Origin of the sequence: Methylobacterium tardum (assembly GCF_023546765.1) — a bacterium.
Lineage (GTDB): Bacteria > Pseudomonadota > Alphaproteobacteria > Rhizobiales > Beijerinckiaceae > Methylobacterium > Methylobacterium tardum.
Genome location: NZ_CP097484.1, coordinates 1,504,525 through 1,520,168 on the forward strand (window position 1 = coordinate 1,504,525; position 15,644 = coordinate 1,520,168).

The 15,644-nt window shown below is 68.2% G+C and carries 15 protein-coding genes, 1 tRNA gene and 1 pseudogene; 2 read left to right on the forward strand and 15 right to left on the reverse strand.

Translation table 11 applies throughout. From position 1 onward, the window contains the following. Positions 1-193: 193 nt before the first annotated feature. The 8 genes and pseudogenes from M6G65_RS07105 to M6G65_RS07140 all read right to left on the reverse strand — a co-directional run bounded on the left by M6G65_RS07105 (position 194) and on the right by M6G65_RS07140 (position 10,212). A complete protein-coding gene (locus tag M6G65_RS07105) occupies positions 194-916 on the reverse strand; it encodes an SURF1 family protein (RefSeq protein WP_250103753.1) in 723 nt (240 codons plus the stop codon). Positions 917-1,010: 94 nt separating this feature from the next. After that, the gene (gene cyoD, locus M6G65_RS07110; protein ID WP_238197312.1) at positions 1,011-1,430 is read right to left on the reverse strand and encodes a cytochrome o ubiquinol oxidase subunit IV; all 420 of its coding nucleotides are present in this window, start codon (positions 1,428-1,430) and stop codon (positions 1,011-1,013) included. Then, positions 1,427-1,969: a cytochrome o ubiquinol oxidase subunit III gene (gene cyoC / locus M6G65_RS07115; protein ID WP_430929553.1), complete on the reverse strand. Its 543-nt coding sequence runs from the start codon at positions 1,967-1,969 to the stop codon at positions 1,427-1,429. The genes cyoD and cyoC overlap by 4 nt, the downstream gene beginning before the upstream one ends. Positions 1,970-2,062: 93 nt before the next feature. Next, complete coding sequence (gene cyoB / locus M6G65_RS07120) at positions 2,063-4,063, reverse strand: cytochrome o ubiquinol oxidase subunit I (RefSeq protein WP_238197314.1); 2,001 nt, start codon at positions 4,061-4,063, stop codon at positions 2,063-2,065. Positions 4,064-4,138: 75 nt separating this feature from the next. After that, positions 4,139-5,368 carry a ubiquinol oxidase subunit II gene (cyoA, locus tag M6G65_RS07125; protein ID WP_238197315.1) on the reverse strand — a complete coding sequence of 410 codons (1,230 nt, stop codon included), beginning with the start codon at positions 5,366-5,368 and terminating at the stop codon, positions 4,139-4,141. Positions 5,369-5,481: 113 nt separating this feature from the next. Then, positions 5,482-6,813 (reverse strand): MFS transporter, encoded by a 1,332-nt coding sequence (locus M6G65_RS07130; protein ID WP_250103754.1) that lies wholly within the window; start codon positions 6,811-6,813, stop codon positions 5,482-5,484. 170 nt (positions 6,814-6,983) lie between these two features. Further along, positions 6,984-9,115, reverse strand: a pseudogene (locus tag M6G65_RS07135) (glycosyltransferase family 2 protein). Between the two features lie 53 nt (positions 9,116-9,168). Further along, entirely contained in the window at positions 9,169-10,212 is a 1,044-nt protein-coding gene (locus M6G65_RS07140; protein ID WP_192711151.1) for a hypothetical protein, read from the reverse strand. A 341-nt stretch (positions 10,213-10,553) separates the two neighbouring features. On the opposite strand from M6G65_RS07140, the gene M6G65_RS07145 reads away from it, so the two are divergent. Beyond that, positions 10,554-10,628 (forward strand) — tRNA-Val (locus tag M6G65_RS07145). A 131-nt stretch (positions 10,629-10,759) separates the two neighbouring features. Here M6G65_RS07145 and M6G65_RS07150 read toward each other — a convergent pair. Together M6G65_RS07150 and M6G65_RS07155 are read right to left on the reverse strand one after the other, a co-directional pair. Beyond that, a complete protein-coding gene (locus M6G65_RS07150; protein ID WP_238197317.1) occupies positions 10,760-11,002 on the reverse strand; it encodes a hypothetical protein in 243 nt (80 codons plus the stop codon). Between the two features lie 377 nt (positions 11,003-11,379). Then, positions 11,380-11,652, reverse strand: coding sequence for a hypothetical protein (locus tag M6G65_RS07155; protein ID WP_250103755.1), 273 nt, complete (start codon positions 11,650-11,652; stop codon positions 11,380-11,382). A gap of 505 nt (positions 11,653-12,157) precedes the next feature. On the opposite strand from M6G65_RS07155, the gene M6G65_RS07160 reads away from it, so the two are divergent. Beyond that, positions 12,158-12,460 (forward strand): hypothetical protein, encoded by a 303-nt coding sequence (locus M6G65_RS07160; protein WP_238197319.1) that lies wholly within the window; start codon positions 12,158-12,160, stop codon positions 12,458-12,460. A 125-nt stretch (positions 12,461-12,585) separates the two neighbouring features. Here M6G65_RS07160 and M6G65_RS33400 read toward each other — a convergent pair whose 3' ends face one another. From M6G65_RS33400 to M6G65_RS07180, 5 genes are all read right to left on the reverse strand, one after another. Next, positions 12,586-12,717: a hypothetical protein gene (locus M6G65_RS33400; RefSeq protein WP_283214880.1), complete on the reverse strand. Its 132-nt coding sequence runs from the start codon at positions 12,715-12,717 to the stop codon at positions 12,586-12,588. A 159-nt stretch (positions 12,718-12,876) separates the two neighbouring features. Then, complete coding sequence (locus M6G65_RS07165) at positions 12,877-13,143, reverse strand: hypothetical protein (RefSeq protein ID WP_238197320.1); 267 nt, start codon at positions 13,141-13,143, stop codon at positions 12,877-12,879. A 568-nt stretch (positions 13,144-13,711) separates the two neighbouring features. Next, positions 13,712-14,053 carry a hypothetical protein gene (locus M6G65_RS07170; RefSeq protein ID WP_238197321.1) on the reverse strand — a complete coding sequence of 114 codons (342 nt, stop codon included), beginning with the start codon at positions 14,051-14,053 and terminating at the stop codon, positions 13,712-13,714. A 321-nt stretch (positions 14,054-14,374) separates the two neighbouring features. Then, entirely contained in the window at positions 14,375-14,641 is a 267-nt protein-coding gene (locus M6G65_RS07175) for a PilZ domain-containing protein (RefSeq protein ID WP_192711157.1), read from the reverse strand. Positions 14,642-14,773: 132 nt separating this feature from the next. Further along, positions 14,774-14,986 carry a hypothetical protein gene (locus M6G65_RS07180; RefSeq protein ID WP_250103756.1) on the reverse strand — a complete coding sequence of 71 codons (213 nt, stop codon included), beginning with the start codon at positions 14,984-14,986 and terminating at the stop codon, positions 14,774-14,776. Positions 14,987-15,644: the final 658 nt, after the last annotated feature.

The following is a 15,644-nucleotide window of genomic DNA, read 5'->3' on the forward strand; positions in this document are numbered from 1 at the left end:
CGCCGCTCGACGCGCATGGCCGGCGGTGGATTGCGCGAAGACAGCCCGTCGTTCCGGGGCGCCGCGGGCGAGCCCGGAAACCAGAGCCGCCATCGTCGCAGACCGAAAACCACCGGCGGATCTGGATTCCGGGCTCCGCTGCGCGGCCCCGGAACGACGGTGCGGCGGTGGATGCGTCAGGAATCCGCCCGGATCACCCGCGGCGCGGCCCACGCACCTCGGCGTCCAGGTCCTTCGCCCGCCCGCCGCGCAGGACGTAGACCATCGCGCCGGCCAGCATCAGCGCCATCCCGTACCACGTGATCGCGTAGACGAGGTGGTTGTTGGGGAAGGCGATCACCGTCAGGCCGCCCACCGGCAGGCCGCCGGGATTGGGCGTCGCGTCCGCGTCCACGAAGTAGGGGGCGACCTCGGTCAGGCCCCGGGCCGCCGCGATCGCCGCCACGTCGCGGGAATACCAGCGGTCGTCCGTGAGATCGTTCGAGCGCAGGAACGCGCCCTTCGGCTCGGTCAGCCGCAGGAGGCCGGTCACCGTGGTCTCGCCCGCGACCTGGCCGGGCTCCCGGGTCGCCGGATCGCGCCGGTCGCCGGGCACGAAGCCGCGATTGACCAGCACGAGGCTGCCGTCGGTCCGGCGCAGCGGCGTCAGCACCCAGAATCCGCCGCCGCGCTCGGTCACGGCCTGCACCAGGGTCTCGCGATCGTTGAGGAAGGTACCGGAGAGCCGGACATGCCGGTAGGCGTCGTCGGGGCCGACGCGCGGCCAGTCGGCAGGGCCCGGGGCCGGCACGGCCGGCGCGTGGACCCGGGCATCGACCCGGGCGATGAGGTCGAGCTTCCAGGCCCGCCGCTCCACCTGCCACGTCCCGAGCCCGAGCAGGACCACGAACACGAGGCCGGCGCCGACGCCGAACACAACGCGCCGCAGGAACGAGAGCGGGGCCGGGGAGGGGGCCGAGCCCGGATCAGCCCCCGTCCCGACCCCGCGGGTCTCATCTCCGGACGCGCGCTCAGCGGGCGTTGTTCATGACGTCGTGGGCATCCATCGGCATCATGTTGTGGTTGAGGTGGTACATCACCCACACCGAGCCGGCGAGCATGATCACCACCACCGTGATGGTGAAGATCAGCGACATGAAGGTCCAGCCGCCCTCCGACTTCGTGCTCATGTGCAGGAAGTAGATGACGTGCACGACCATCTGGACGCCACCGAGCGCCAGGATGACCAGGGTGGTGACCAGGCTGTTGTCGAGCACGTTGCCCATCACCAGCCAGAACGGGATCACCGTCAGGATCACCGACAGGACGAAGCCCGTCATGTAGCTCTGGAACGTGCCGTGGCTGCCCTCGCCGTGGGCGTGGGCGTCGTGGCCGTGCAGATCCGGTCCGTGCCCGGCAGGCCCGGCGATGTTGTGCACGTCGGCGCTCATTCGAGCACTCCTATCAGGTAGACCACCGTGAAGACGCCGATCCAGATCAGGTCGAGGAAGTGCCAGAACAGGGACAGGCACATCAGCCGACGCTTGTTCTCGGCGATGAGCCCGTGCTTGCGCACCTGCACCATCAGCACGATCAGCCACAGGATGCCCATGGAGACGTGCAGACCGTGGGTCGACACCAGCGTGTAAAACGAGGACAGGAAGGCGCTGCGCCAGGGCGGCGCGCCCTCGTGGAACAGGTGGACGAACTCCCGGATCTCCAGCGTCACGAAGGCCGCGCCGAACAGGCCGGTCACCGCCAGCCAGATCTGCGTCTGCTTCACCCGGTCCCGGTCCATCTCCAACATGGCGAAGCCGTAGGTGATGGACGAGAACAGCAGCATGGCGGTGTTCACCGCGATGCCCGGCAGGTCGAACAGCTCCTTCGGGGTGGGGCCGGCCGCGTAGCTGCGCCCGAGCACCCCGTAGGTCGCGAACAGGGTCGCGAAGATGAGGCAGTCGCTCATCAGGTAGAGCCAGAACCCGAGCATGGTCGAGCCCTCGGAATGATGGCCCTCCTCGTCGATCTGGTAGAAGACCGGCGCCGCGGCGCCGGGGGTGCAGTCTCCGCGTGCATCATCGGATCACGCCATCTCCAGTTCGCGCGTCCGCTGACCTTCCGTCCGACTGACGACGTCGGCGGGAATGTAGTAGTCGCGATTGTAATTAAAGGTGTGAGCGATCGCGACGACGAAGATCGCCACGAAGGTGAGCGCCGCCAGCCACCAGACGTACCAGACCATGGCCAGGCCGAAGGTGAAGTTCAGCGCCGCCAGGATCGCGCCGGCCGCGGTGTTCTTGGGCATGTGGATCGGCTTGTAGCCCGTCATCGGGCGGGCGAAGCCGCGGTTCTTCATGTCCCACCACGCGTCGGAATCGTGGACGACCGGCGTGAACGCGAAGTTGTAGTCCGGCGGCGGCGAGGAGGTGGACCACTCCAGCGTCCGGCCACCCCACGGATCGCCGGTGAGGTCGCGCAGCTTGTCGCGGTTGCGGATCGAGACCACGAACATGATGATCTGCGAGGCGATGCCGCAGGCGATGAGCGCCGCGCCGATGGCCGCGATCACGAACCAGATCTGCAGCGACGGGTCATCGAAGTGCTGCATGCGCCGGGTCACGCCCATCAGGCCGAGCACGTAGAGCGGCATGAAGGCAACGTAGAACCCGGTCACCCAGAACACGAGCGCCATCTTCCCCCAGAACTCGTCGAGCTTGAAGCCGAAGGCCTTGGGGAACCAGAAGGTCACGCCGGCGAACATGCCGAACAGCACGCCGCCGATGATCACGTTGTGGAAGTGCGCGATCAGGAACAGCGAGTTGTGCAGCACGAAGTCGGCCGGGGGCACCGCCAGGAGGACGCCGGTCATGCCGCCGATCACGAAGGTGACGATGAACGCCACCACCCAGAGCATCGGCACCTCGAACCGGATCCGGCCGCGGTACATGGTGAACATCCAGTTGAAGATCTTCGCGCCCGTCGGGATCGAGATGATCATGGTCGTGATCCCGAAGAACGAGTTCACGTCCGCGCCCGAGCCCATCGTGAAGAAGTGGTGCAGCCACACGAGATAGGCGAGGATGGTGATGACCACCAGCGCGTAGACCATCGAGGTGTAGCCGAACAGGCGCTTGCCGCAGAAGGTCGAGGTGATCTCCGAGAACACCCCGAAGGCCGGCAGGATCAGGATGTAGACCTCCGGGTGACCCCAGATCCAGATCAGGTTGAAGTACAGCATGGCGTTGCCGCCGAGGTCGTTCGTGAAGAAATGCGTGCCGACGTAGCGGTCGAGCGACAGCATCGCGAGAACGGCCGTGAGGATCGGGAAGGCGGCCACGATCAGGATGTTGGTGCACAGCGACGACCAGACGAAGATCGGCAGCTTCATCATGGTCATGCCGGGCGCCCGCATCTTCACGATGGTGGCGATCAGGTTGATGCCCGAGAGCAGCGTCCCGATGCCGGCAATCTGCAGCGCCCAGATGTAGTAGTCGACGCCGACGCCGGGGCTCATCGCCGCCCCGGAGAGCGGCGGGTAGGCGAGCCAGGTGGCGCGGGAGAACTCGCCGACGAACAGCGAGACCATCACCAGCATGCCGCCGGCCACCGTCATCCAGAAGCTGAAGTTGTTCAGGAACGGGAAGGCGACGTCGCGGGCGCCGATCTGCAGCGGCACCGCGAAGTTCATGAGCCCCGTGACGAACGGCATCGCCACGAAGAAGATCATGATCATGCCGTGGGCGGTGAAGATCTGGTCGTAGTGGTGCGGCGGCAGGAAGCCCTGCTCCTGGCCGAACGCGACGGCCTGCTGCGAGCGCATCAGGACCGCGTCGGCGAAGCCGCGCAGCAGCATCACGCCCGCGAAGATGCAGTACATGATGCCGATCTTCTTGTGGTCGATCGACGTGATCCAGTCACGCCACATCGGCCCCCAGAAGCGGTAGTAGGTGATGACGCCGAGCACCGCGAGGCCGACCACCACCACGCCGGCGAACGTCGCCTGCAGGATCGGCTCGTGGTAGGGAATCTGCTCGATCGTAAATCGTCCGAAGAGCAGTTGCTGTAGGTCCAGGTTTGCGAACATGGGATCGGCCCGTTCAGTGGGTTCGACGGCGACCGCCGGTCATGTGTGTGGAGTCCGCTGTCATCGCGCGCGGGCTCATTGGTTCAGCTGCTTCGGGGCGATCTGGCCGCCCTCGCTCTGGCCCTCGCCGGAGCCCTTGCCCTGGCTATCGGGCGACTTCTGGCCCCGGACGTCCGGATTGCCCATGTCGGGCCGCGGCTGCATGCCCTGGGGCTGGGTCTGGCCGTGCGGCAGGGTCTCCGAGGCCGGCGCGGTCGCGCCGGGTCCCTCGACGCCGCGCTCGGCGAGCCGGTTGTCGTATTGCAGCCGCTTGTAGTTCGCCGCCGCCTCCTCGCCCGAGGCGCCGCCCTGGGCGTCGATCTTCGTCATCTCGCCGACGCACATCTGGTCGGGACGCGGGCACATGCCGATGATCCGGTCGTAGAGGCCCTTCATGTACGACTTGTAGAAGCGCGCCGGCTCGGCCTCGCTCGGCTCCTCGAGCTTGAGATAGGCTTCCTGGCTCAGCTCACCGCCCTGGGCCTTGGCCTTGGCGATCCACTGGTCGAAGCCCTCGTTGGTCAAGCCGTGGAACTTGAAGAACATGTTGGAGAAGCCGGCGCCGCTGTAATGCGCCGAGCGGCCCTCGTAGGCGCCCTCGCGGTTGATCACCGCGTGGAGCTGCGTCTGCATGCCCGGCATCGCGTAGACCATGCCGGCGAGCGTGGGCACGTAGAACGTGTTCATCACGTCGGTGGCGGTGATCTTGAAGCGGATCGGCCGGTCCACGGGCGCGGCCAGCTCATTGACCGTGGCGATCCCGTATTGCGGGTAGAGGAACAGCCACTTCCAATCCATGGCGATCGCCTCGACCTCGAGCGGCTGCGTGCCGGCCGGGACGTCGCGCTTCGGGTCGATCTTGCTGAGCGGCCGGAACGGATCGAGGGTGTGGGTCCCGATCCAGGTCAGGGCGCCGAGGGCGATGATGATCATCAGCGGCGCCGTCCAGATCAGCACCTCGAGCTGCGTCGAGTGGTGCCATTCCGGATCGTAGACCGCGTCCTCGTTGGTGGCGCGGTAGCGCCACGCGAAGATCAGCGTGAAGGCGATCACCGGGACGATGATCAGGAGCATCAGCCCGGTCGCCGCCAGCACGAGATTGCGCTGCTGCTCGGCCACGTAGCCGGCCGGGTGCAGGACCACGAAGTTGCAGCCGCCCAGCAGGGTCAGGAGCGGGAGGGCGAGGAACGGCAGGAGGCGCCGCCCGCGGCCGCCTCGGCGCGCCGCGGTGTCGGTCCTGTCCGGTCGATGGGTCGAAGAGGTCACAGCACGCGTCTCGTTATCCCATGCCGCTGACGCGGCGCTTCTGCCGTGCCGCGCGAGGCGGCGTTCCTGTCAGTCAACGGGTGGCCGGCGGCCTGCGCCGCGGGCCCGACCGGCTACATCTGACGCAGTTCCGAGCGGTCGGTGAACAGGGCCACCAAGCTGCAGACCGCGCCGGACAGGAGGTACACCCCGATCATCGCGAGCCCGTAGCGCTGCGAGAGGAACAGCGCGACGAGCGGCGCGAAACCGGCCCCGAGCAGCCACGCGAAGTCGGAGGTGAGCGCGGCGCCGGTGTAGCGGTAGTGGTTGCCGAGGCGGGCGCTCACCGCACCGGCCGTCTGGCCGTAGGCGAGGCCGAGCAGCATGAAGCCGATCGTGACGTAGATCGTCTGGCCGATGGCGCTCTCGCCGAACAGGAGCGGCGCGATGATGCTGCCGACGGCGAAGAAGGCGATCAGCGAAGAGCTCATGATCAGGCAGTTGCGGCGGCCGATCTGGTCGGCGATCAGCCCCGAGGCCGCGACTGCGCCGGCGCAGACGATGGCGCCCGAGAACTGCACGATCAGGAACTCGCCCGGCGAGCGGCTGGTGCTGTTCAGCGCCAGCCACGCGATCGGGAAGATCGTCACGAGATGGAACAGCGCGAAGGCGGCGAGCGGCACGAAGGCGCCGCGGGCCACGTCGCCGGCGTGATGGCGGAACAGCTCCAGGGCCGGGACCGGGCGCAGCCGGTCGAGGTCCATCATCCGGGCGAACTCGTCGGTGGCGACGAGGCGCAGCCGGGCGAACAGGGCGACCACGTTGATGGTGAAGGCGCAGTAGAACGGGAAGCGCCAGCCCCAGTCGATGAAGTCGGCCTCGTCGAGGTTGACCAGGAAGAACGCGAACAGCGCGCTCGCCACCATGAAGCCCAGGGGCGCGCCGAGCTGCGGGATCATCGCGTACCAGCCGCGGCGCTCCCGCGGCGCGTTCATGGCGAGCAGCGAGGCGAGCCCGTCCCAGGCGCCGCCGAGCGCCGTGCCCTGCAGCACCCGCAGGCCGGCCAGGATGTAGACCGCCGAGATGCCGATGCTGTCGTAGCGCGGCAGGAAGCTCACCGCCGCCGTCGAGCCGCCGAGCAGGAACAGGGCCGTCGTCAGCTTGACGCTGCGGCCGTGGCGCCGGTCGATCGCCATGAACAGCACGGTGCCGACCGGCCGGGCGATGAAGGCGAGGGCGAAGATCGAGAAGGCGTAGAGCGTGCCCTTCAGCGGGTCGACGAAGGGGAAGAACACCTTCGGGAAGACCAGCACGCAGGCGATGCCGAACACGAAGAAGTCGAAGTATTCGGACGCACGTCCGATCACCACGCCGATGGCGATCTCGTTGGGATGGACCTTGTGGTCTCCCATCGCCTGCTGGGCGTCGCGCTCAAGGCCCGTGACCGTAGGGGTGTTCGCACTCATCTCTGGTTGCTGCCCTCGCCGCGCGTCCGCCGGGACGCCTTGGCCGGAACCGCCTCATGCGGCATGTCCAGAGGTATCGCAACCGGCTCCGGACGCAAGTTCACCCACTGACGCACGCATAGCACCATGTCGTCGCGGGCCGCCGACAGCATCCGCGGGACCGGTGCGGCTCAGACCCGGTAATGCGCCGAGTTCCGTGACAGGTTGATGTTGTAGTAGGGGTCCGCGCGCAACTCGGGGCCCCAGCGATCCAGCATGGTCAGCACCTCGCCCTCGAAGCGCTTCTGCTTCTCGGGCGTGTCCTCGGCGCCGCGGCTCTTCGACTCGTGGTGGATCAGCTTGGCGAAGGGCGTCCAGACGATCCGGTAGCCGGCCCGGCGGACCTTGAGGCAGAGATCGACGTCGTTGAAGGCGACCTTCAGGTCGACCGCGTCGAAACCGCCGACCTCGCTGAAGACCTCGGCCCGCATGGCCAGGCACGCGCCGGTGACCGCCGAGACCTCGTGGGCGATGACCATCCGGCAGAAATAGCCCGGATCCGCGTCCGCAACGCCGAGATGGCTGTGGCCGGCGACGCCCCCGATCCCGAGGACGATGCCGCCGTGCTGGATCGTGTGGTCCGGATAGAGCAGCTTCGCCCCGACGGCGCCGATCTCCGGGCGGACCGCGTGGCGGACCAACTCGGCGAGCCAGCCGGGCTCAAGCACCTCGATGTCGTTGTTGAGGAACAGGAGCACCGCGCCGGTCGCCGCGGCGGCGCCCCGGTTCGATAGATCCGAGAAGTTGAAGGCGCCCGGCACCGGGACGATGCGCACCCGGGGATCGCCCCGGTAGCGGGCGAACAGGGCGGCGGTCTCGGGCTCGCGGCTGTCGTTGTCGACGATCACCACCTCGATATCGGGGTAGTCGGTCGCGCCGAGCAGCCCGTCGAGGGTCACTGACAGGATCTCGGCCCGGTCCCGGGTCGGGATGATCGCGGAGACCCGCGGCGGCGGTGTCGGCAGCGGCCGGATCAGGCGGTTGAAGCCGCCGGGACCGCGCTCCGCCCGGCCGCCCCAGGGGGCCACGACCTCCTCCAGGGCCCGCAGGCGCGCCGCCTCGGCCCGGGCGAGCGACCGGTCCGAGAAGGTGCCGGAGCCCTGTGCGGCGCGCCAGTGATAGAGCACCCGTGGGATGTGGCGGATGCGGCCGGGGTCGAGCCCGTCGGTCAGCCGCAGCAGCAGGTCGTGATCCTGGCTGCCCTCGAAGCCCGGACGCAGACCGCCGACCGCCCGCAGGGCGTCGGTCCGCACCACCGTGAGGTGGTTGATGTAATTCTGCGCGTAGAGCAGCTCACGGTCGAAGCCCGATTTGAAATGCGGGTCGAACCGGCGGCCGCGCCCGTCGATCTTATCCTCGTCGCTGTAGATCAGCACGAGATCCGGATCGCGGCGGAGCGCCCGGGCGACCTCGTAGAGCGCGTCCTCGGTCAGCGCGTCGTCATGGTCCATGAAGGCGCAGACCACGCCGCGGGCCGGCCCAGCGCGTCGTTGGTCGCGCGGGCGATGTGGCCGTTCTCGGGGCGGGTGAGGACGCGGATGCGCGGGTCGGCCTCGGCCGCCTTGGCGAGGATCCGCGGGACCGCCGGGCGCGTCGAGGCGTCGTCCACGACGCAGAGCTCCCAATGCGGGTAAAGCTGCGCGCGCAGCGACGCCAGGGCGGCCCGCAGCACCTTCGGGTCGGGGTTGTGCACCGGCATCAGCACGGAGATCAGCGGCGGGTCGGCCCAGTCGGCGATCTCGGCGGCGATCCCGTCCCGCTCCGCACGGCGCAGCGCATGGGTCCCGAGCCAGGCCTCGTAGCCGGTCACCCGCCGGTGGCGCAGGGCCCGCCCGAGGAAGCCCCGCGCGCGCACCTTCTTGCCGAGGACGCGCCACGTGAGCGCCTGTGCGGTCAGGCCGGGCTCGCGCATCAGGCCGCGCAGGGCCAGGACCGGTCGGGCGAGGCGGCGCACCGAGATCCGGCGCAGCCGGGCCGGAACCCGTCCGGCCGGATCGGCCACGCGCAGCTCGACGATGTTGCCGGGCAGGCGGCCGATCCACGCGAAGGCGCCCCCGCCCCGCGCCTCCTGCGGCAGCAGCGATCCCGGACGCCCGTCCGGCCCGACGAAGCTGATATCCGGGACCGTATCGCGGCCCTCGGCCGGGTCGTTGGACAGCGTGATCTCGACCCAGCGATCCGCCAGGTCCGGCAGCGCGACGCGCAGCCCGTCCGGCGCGGCCCGGGCCGGCAGGGTGCGGCGCGCGCGCCAGAGCCCGGTCAGGTGCGCCGGCGGGAGGCGAGGTTCGGGCGCCTCCGGCCCGGTGGAGCGCACCCTCAACTCCAGCTCTTGTCGACCGAGGCCTTCACGGCGTCCGACATGGCCACATCGAACACGATCATCTCCTCGACCGCCTTGACGGACCGGAGGCGCTCGGCCAGCGCCTGGGTCTCGGCGGGTATTGCGGGCAGGACCGGGATCGGCGCGGCGATGCCGAGTCGGTCGAACAGGGTCGACGCGAAGGCGGGAAACCGGGTCTTGTGCCCGACGATGCCGACCCGGGCGAGGATCTCGATCGCCGCGATGGAATTGCCCGGATGCAGCCGGTCCTCCGGCATGCGGGTTCCGAGCTGGCGCGTCAGGGGGTTGTAGAGCAGCCGGTAGGCGGATTCCGGCAGCATGCGGAAGAACCGTTTGAGGCTTTTCACGTCGGTGAAGTCGTACTCGTCCGCGAAGGCCGCGGCCTCGGCGAGGGGCCCCAGGCGCCAGCTGCGCGCGGGATCGGCGGCGTCGCCGGCCCGCGCCTTCAGCCAGAGCATGCGGGTCGCCATCTCAATCTGCGGCTCCTGCAGCAGGATCGCGGTGATCATCAGGTCCGGCGTCAGGAAGTTCTCGTAGCGCGGGATCGTCACGGCTCCGGACAGGAAGGCCGACGGGGCGGCCGGGCCGGTCAGCACGCAGGTCAGGATCTCGTCCGGCAGCTTGTGGACGCCGAAGTAGCAGTGCTGGAAATGCGGGAAGAGCGCGGCCTGGAGGACGGCCTCCGGCTCGATGCCGGTGTTGATCAGCATCGTGCGCAGCCGCACCCGCCCCTCGGGCGGCACGCGCCGGTAGACCAGGACGTTGGTATCGGCGTCGTAGAGCTCCAGCCGCGGAATCTCGGGCAGCCCCGGCACCTCGTCGGGGGAGACCATGAAGGTGCATTGACCGGTCGCGTGCCAGCCATTGCGCTTGAAGACCTCGTCGGTGAAGCGGGCCGGGATCTCGGCCACGCGTCGCCCGTCGACCGAGACCACGACCCGGCTGATGGCGAGGGGATTGTCCGGCACGATCCAGCCGCGGATCGAGTCACCCTGATCATGGTCGATGAAGTAGCGCATGTCCCGTAGCGTGAGGCGGCGGCGCGCCGGCGCCCTGTGTGGTGGCGCGGCCGGATGCCGAGCGGCAGGCCCATAGCGCATTTTTCCGTCGGCGTGCACCATGACGGCGCCGACCGGCGGGATCGGCGATTGCGGCTCCCCGCGGCCAGGAACCGCTTGCGCGCGCGCCGGGCAGCCGCTATAGGCCCCGCCCACCGGAGCACGAACGGCTCCGGCCCGGGCGCGTAGCTCAGCGGGAGGACACTACCTTGACAGGGTAGTCGATACTCCTCATAAGTCGCTGAGATACATGGACTATTTCGATGGCTTCCAGGTTCGGCGAGCCTGATTGCGGTCGATGAGGAGACGTAGCACAGCGGTAGTGCATTCCCTTGACATGGGAAAGGTCACAGGTTCGATCCCTGTCGTCTCCACCACTCAACGCTCTGATGGCACTAGGTTTTTCCAGAGCGGCGTCCCAAGAGACATCATTGAAGGTTGACTGAACCGAGAGCGGGTTTGCCGAACCCGTCGCGCCTGATGGGCGGCTCGGTGCCAGGTTGGCGGGTCAGCGCGGCGTGTCACCGCCCCGCCCACACCCGTCCCAGGTAGGGACCGGCGGTTCGAGGGGCGCGACAGGCGTGCTCTCGACGAGCAGCGCCAGCATCGCAGTGCGTGAGTTGAGCAGGATGGCCGGCGGCTCGCCCGTGATGAGGCGCCAGCGTTCGACGAAGACGGCCGTCGGCAGATCGGCCACCGCACCCGCGCTGGACGTCGAGCAGCCCGGTAGCGTCTGCGCGGGTATAGCCATGCGCTCTGAACGGACACAGGCCGCGTTCGGCCCAATTCATCCGGCTGAGATGGTGAAAAGGTCGTTCCCGCGATCGTCTCTGGAACGGTTCGCCGCCGGGCGTGCCGGGCTGCGCCCGCGCCTTCGGGCTACGAAAAACCGCGTCCCGTCTCCCGCACGCGACGCGGTGTCTGCGCGACAAGCACCAGACCGGTGGTGGCCGCCGGACACCCCAGAGGCGGAGAGGGTCACCCGCCCGTCCTCGGCCACTGGCGCGCGTGATCCGCGGCCGACAGCCCTCACCCCAAGATCAGGTCACGGTGCAGGTCGTGACGGAGTCCGACCGCGCAGGAATGCAGGACATCCCGGTGGCATGGACAATCATAAAGACAGCTGGATCAGCGATAGCAGCTCACGGCCTCTGGCTCGGCAGAGCGCAGGGATTTTAGAGCCGCCTCTGTGAGAGCTGCTTGGACTGCGAGCGCAATCAGTTCCTGCTTTCGATCGACACCTTGCTTGATACGATATGCGATCTCGAAAGCCACATGGTTCCGCAACAAATGTCTCGGAGCCACAGAAAGCTTGTCTATGTAATTGTCGATGAAATCTGCGGCCGTGACATACGCGTCTTGAGCAAGCTGAACCTGATCGGGTCTCATCGTTGCCGCCATCGCTACCCAGTCATAGCGTTTCGATCCCGTTTGTGCCGGCCACATCTTGATTAAAGTCAATCTTGCCGAAATTCGAAGCGTGGTAAGTTACGGACTGTCACAGGGTCCGACACGGGTGTTACGCCGGCCTGACGATGTCACGCGCGTTCCAGGCCTCGGCGAGCCGCTCGCAAGCCCGCCTCCGGCGCCGGTCGCCGGCGCGCCGCCAGCACGGACTGCGAGTGGGACATTGTCGCTCCCACCGCCTGCGGAAACGAGCGCTCCGACGCCGCCAACAAAGTCTTGGGTGGCGTGCGCGTCGGAGAAGAGGCAGAGCGGCAAGGAGGAGCGGCGAGAGAGCTGGCAGCCCCGGCAGGACGCAGCCCTGAATGCAATAAACGCGGGCTATATACCTTAGCGAGCACCTGCCGACGCGTTCGAAAACTGACGAAAACCGGCTGGCCTCTTGTGAAGCCCGGCTGTTTCCGCGACCATCGGCCGGCGAGCAGCACCGATGGAGTGTGCGATGACGCCGGACGAGGCCAAGACGCTCAGCAACACGATCCAGGATTTGGCCGACGTCGCCGGAGGACGGGCCGCGCTGCACCTCAAGATGGCGACGATCTTCTTTGCAACGGAACTGATTCGCGCCCTCGTGGAGCGCCAGGCTCTGGCGTCCTCGGACATCGTCGAAGTCTGCGACGCGCTCGACCGGCGGGCCATGCGGCTGGCGCAGGACCTGCCCCGGGCGGCGCAGGACATGGCGGAGATGTCCGCCTCGGTGCGCGCGGAGATCACGGGCCAAGTCGGCAACGTCGTGTTGAGCTGACGCGCGCCCGGTGCTGGCCCACAGGAGGACGACCCTGCGCATGGCCGGCGCCGAGCGGCCCGCGCGCATGCCGGCCGCGGCGCGCGGACGGTTCCGGTGCGCGGCAGCGGCGTGCCGGGCCGGCTTCAGACGAAGTGTGCGGGCAGCGCCATGAACTGCGCATACTGGACCAAGGCGAACGCCAAGCTGCCCACCATTGTCCAACCGACCGCACGATCGGTCGCGTTCATTCCCTTGGTCATCGCGCTCTTGGCCATCCGGCATCCCCTCGGTTCAGCGGCCGCTGCCCGGCTGCCCTGGGGGAAAGTATGGTCAAGCTCGATGTCGCGGTGATTGCGTCGCGTGTTGCGTCGGCGATTGCGCGTCATGCCGACCCCGCGCCGCCAGCGGCGAGGGCGGGGCGGCGTGAACGCGCTTCAATGGCCCGGGATCGGCGCTTCCAGGGCGGACGGGCCCTGCCGCACGATGCGGCCCATCGGAGCATCCGACCAGTTCTGATCCGGCTGCGGCATCGCCCAAGCCAGCGCCGCGATGGCGGCAAAGCAAAAGCCGACGCAGAGCAGCGCTGCCACGATCTGGCCGGCCGGCGCGCGCTGATGCCAAGCGCGCTCGACCAAGACAGAACCGGCGCCCCACGTCGCGACGATGAGGAGCGGGAAGAGACCCGTCAGCATCGCGTTCATCGGCCGGCTCCCTCAGCGGCCAGCGATCTGGAGAAACGCGCCGAGATCGAGAGAGTCGGACGACGGCGATCCGATATCAGCTCTGTCGCCGACGGGCGGGGAGGGGCCTGCCACGCCGCCACCGTGCTTGCGGTTCCGAAGAACGCGAGTCCGAGGCACGCACAATCGAAGGCTATTGTGCGTCGGGAGGGATGTCGGACCGCGCGCTCATGAGCCAGCACAGGGCGTGCTGCGGTCCGGGTTGTCGTGGCCTGATCCCTGAGCATGATGCCCTCCGTCCTGCCGCTGTATTGCGGGCTCAGATGGAGGCGTAAGGGCTCCGACTTACAGGGCCATGTCCTGTCTGTTGCAGCTGAAATCTGCGCCGCTCGAAGTGTTCGCCGTTGCAATCTGCCGAATGAGCCGCCTTGAGCTGCGGAACACCCAGGGCCGCCCGCACTCGGACGGTCATCGTAGCGGCCACCGGGTTACGCGGCCGTGCATCCCGAACGGTCGCGCCGCGCGGCACGCTGTCCCCGTGGCGGGTCCTGGGGCGATCGACCGGACCGGCAGGACCATGCCGGGTCGTTCACATCGTCGGATGCGAGGCCGGCGGTACCCACGGGTGCGAGGCCTCGTGCTGCCAGGTGGGATGACGCGCATCCAGCGTCACGTGCCGGCCGACATACACGGTCGCGAGGAAGCCCAGCAGCAGGATCAAGGCCAGAGTCACGGCGTCCGGATGTTTGCGCGCACCATGGATGCCGACGCAGCCCAGCGTGAAGGCTGCCGCCAGGACGAGGGATACGAGCGTGTCGCGCGACATCGGGAACACCGCCATGCGTGTCGAAGCCGCTCCTTCGCGTGCCGCCTCGCCGACGCGGGCGGCACGAAGCTGCAGGGAGTAGACGTTCGAGACCGCCTCAAACATCCCGACATGCCCCGGCAACCATCCGCCCCGGCCTCACGCCGACGCTGCGGGAAACAGGACGAAAGGCGCTCCGCAGCCACTCCCGCCGCCGCGCCGGCGACGCCATCCGCGCGCCGCACGAGCCCATCGCTGACCCGTCCAACCCGGGCACGAAGAGTGTCGTGCCTGTGATCCCGCCTGCCCGCGCCGCGGCGCGTGGCGGGAGATCGGGGCGAACCCGCCCGGCACGGATGAGGGCAGCCCCCACGCTTCAGCCTGCGCCAGGCGCGTCACCGCGAGCGCTTCACGGGACGGGGCGGCCTCACCCGAACCGGGGATGGATCACGATGCAGCCTCGGCATCCGTGAACACCACGCCGAACCGTGCGCCGGTACGCCTGACGACGGCACAGCGCCGCGATCCCTGGTCGATCGCCGTCACCAGGGTGAATGTCTCCGGCACGGCATCATCCTCGCCGGCCTCGACCAGGGCGCCGGTATCGGACATGTTCCAGACAAGGCACCGCAGCCGCCTGCCGTGACCTTCGGCGACGATGTGTCCGGCGCTGAAGCACTCTGTTCTGCCTGAAAGGCGTTTTTCGCTCGACATCCTGACTCCTGACGCGGCCGAGGGTATCAAAATAGATCCTCTCCTCAGAACCCGTTAGGATCAGATTTCGATCGATTAAATCTCTCGCACTACGCTTAATTGAAAACAAATACCGACGATCAACCTGCTCATCTAAACCGTGATATCCACCAGGCGCCGCTGCGAACCTGGCTGTGGTCGCCCGGCATCCCGCTCCAGCGCAAGGGTGTCGGAGAGGCGTGGGATCTCGACCGAAACGGTATGCGGACGCGGATCACGCGCGAGCGCCGCGTCGCGACGCGCGGACTGGATCATCTCCGTCGCACGGACCACGCCGACCGTGTTGATCGAGGTAGACATCGTCATGACTCGAATCTCCCCGCTCAGATCCTGAGCATGCGATCCCTGACCAGAGCGTTCGGTGGATCCCGCCAATTCGACGGATCCGCCCGGATCGGCCTCGGCAGGCTCTCAACCCTCCGCCTTGTCGCCCTGGCCCTGTTTGGCCCCGCCATTCGGGTCCGTGCTGTCCTCGCCTGACACCGAGCCGCTGCCATGACCCTGTGGGGTCAGACGCGGGCGGTCAGGCGTGAGGTCTTCGGGTTTCGTTCCCTTCGAGTCATCGGCCATGGTCATGCCTCCTGCGAGGCGAACCGTGTTGGACGGCAAACGGTTCGAACCGTGCTGCGACGAGGGTCGAAGGCGCGGAACGGGGACGCGGCGGCGAATCACCGCCGCCATCGCGCGGGTCAATGCTCGCGGCTGCCCCCAAGGTCCGCCCAAGCGTTCGGATCGACCGGCTCTGGAGCAGGATCAGCAGAGACAGCGGCCCGGAGGCGCGCGGCCGCGGGGCGCTCCGCTACCGCAGTTCGATACGAGCGAGCGCCCTTTGGCGCACCCGACAGGCCCAATGCGAAGGCGACCAGGGGCCGACGCTTCGGCCGCCCGATCGACGGGGGCCGCAGGCCGCGTCCAACGCGTCCAGCATCGCCGAGGCAGCCGCCATCAGGACCAGCGCAGAGAC

What these genes read in the sequence shown, in the direction of transcription:
- cyoD (WP_238197312.1), bottom strand. Translation starts at nt 1,430, where the DNA reads ATGAGCGCCGACGTGCACAACATCGCCGGGCCTGCCGGGCACGGACCG.
- cyoC (WP_430929553.1), bottom strand. Translation starts at nt 1,969, where the DNA reads ATGCTCGGGTTCTGGCTCTACCTGATGAGCGACTGCCTCATCTTCGCG.
- cyoB (WP_238197314.1), bottom strand. Translation starts at nt 4,063, where the DNA reads ATGTTCGCAAACCTGGACCTACAGCAACTGCTCTTCGGACGATTTACG.
- M6G65_RS07130 (WP_250103754.1), bottom strand. Translation starts at nt 6,813, where the DNA reads ATGAGTGCGAACACCCCTACGGTCACGGGCCTTGAGCGCGACGCCCAG.
- M6G65_RS07140 (WP_192711151.1), bottom strand. Translation starts at nt 10,212, where the DNA reads ATGCGCTACTTCATCGACCATGATCAGGGTGACTCGATCCGCGGCTGG.
- M6G65_RS07150 (WP_238197317.1), bottom strand. Translation starts at nt 11,002, where the DNA reads ATGGCTATACCCGCGCAGACGCTACCGGGCTGCTCGACGTCCAGCGCG.
- M6G65_RS07155 (WP_250103755.1), bottom strand. Translation starts at nt 11,652, where the DNA reads ATGGCGGCAACGATGAGACCCGATCAGGTTCAGCTTGCTCAAGACGCG.
- M6G65_RS07160 (WP_238197319.1), top strand. Translation starts at nt 12,158, where the DNA reads ATGACGCCGGACGAGGCCAAGACGCTCAGCAACACGATCCAGGATTTG.
- M6G65_RS33400 (WP_283214880.1), bottom strand. Translation starts at nt 12,717, where the DNA reads ATGGCCAAGAGCGCGATGACCAAGGGAATGAACGCGACCGATCGTGCG.
- M6G65_RS07165 (WP_238197320.1), bottom strand. Translation starts at nt 13,143, where the DNA reads ATGAACGCGATGCTGACGGGTCTCTTCCCGCTCCTCATCGTCGCGACG.
- M6G65_RS07170 (WP_238197321.1), bottom strand. Translation starts at nt 14,053, where the DNA reads ATGTTTGAGGCGGTCTCGAACGTCTACTCCCTGCAGCTTCGTGCCGCC.
- M6G65_RS07175 (WP_192711157.1), bottom strand. Translation starts at nt 14,641, where the DNA reads ATGTCGAGCGAAAAACGCCTTTCAGGCAGAACAGAGTGCTTCAGCGCC.
- M6G65_RS07180 (WP_250103756.1), bottom strand. Translation starts at nt 14,986, where the DNA reads ATGACGATGTCTACCTCGATCAACACGGTCGGCGTGGTCCGTGCGACG.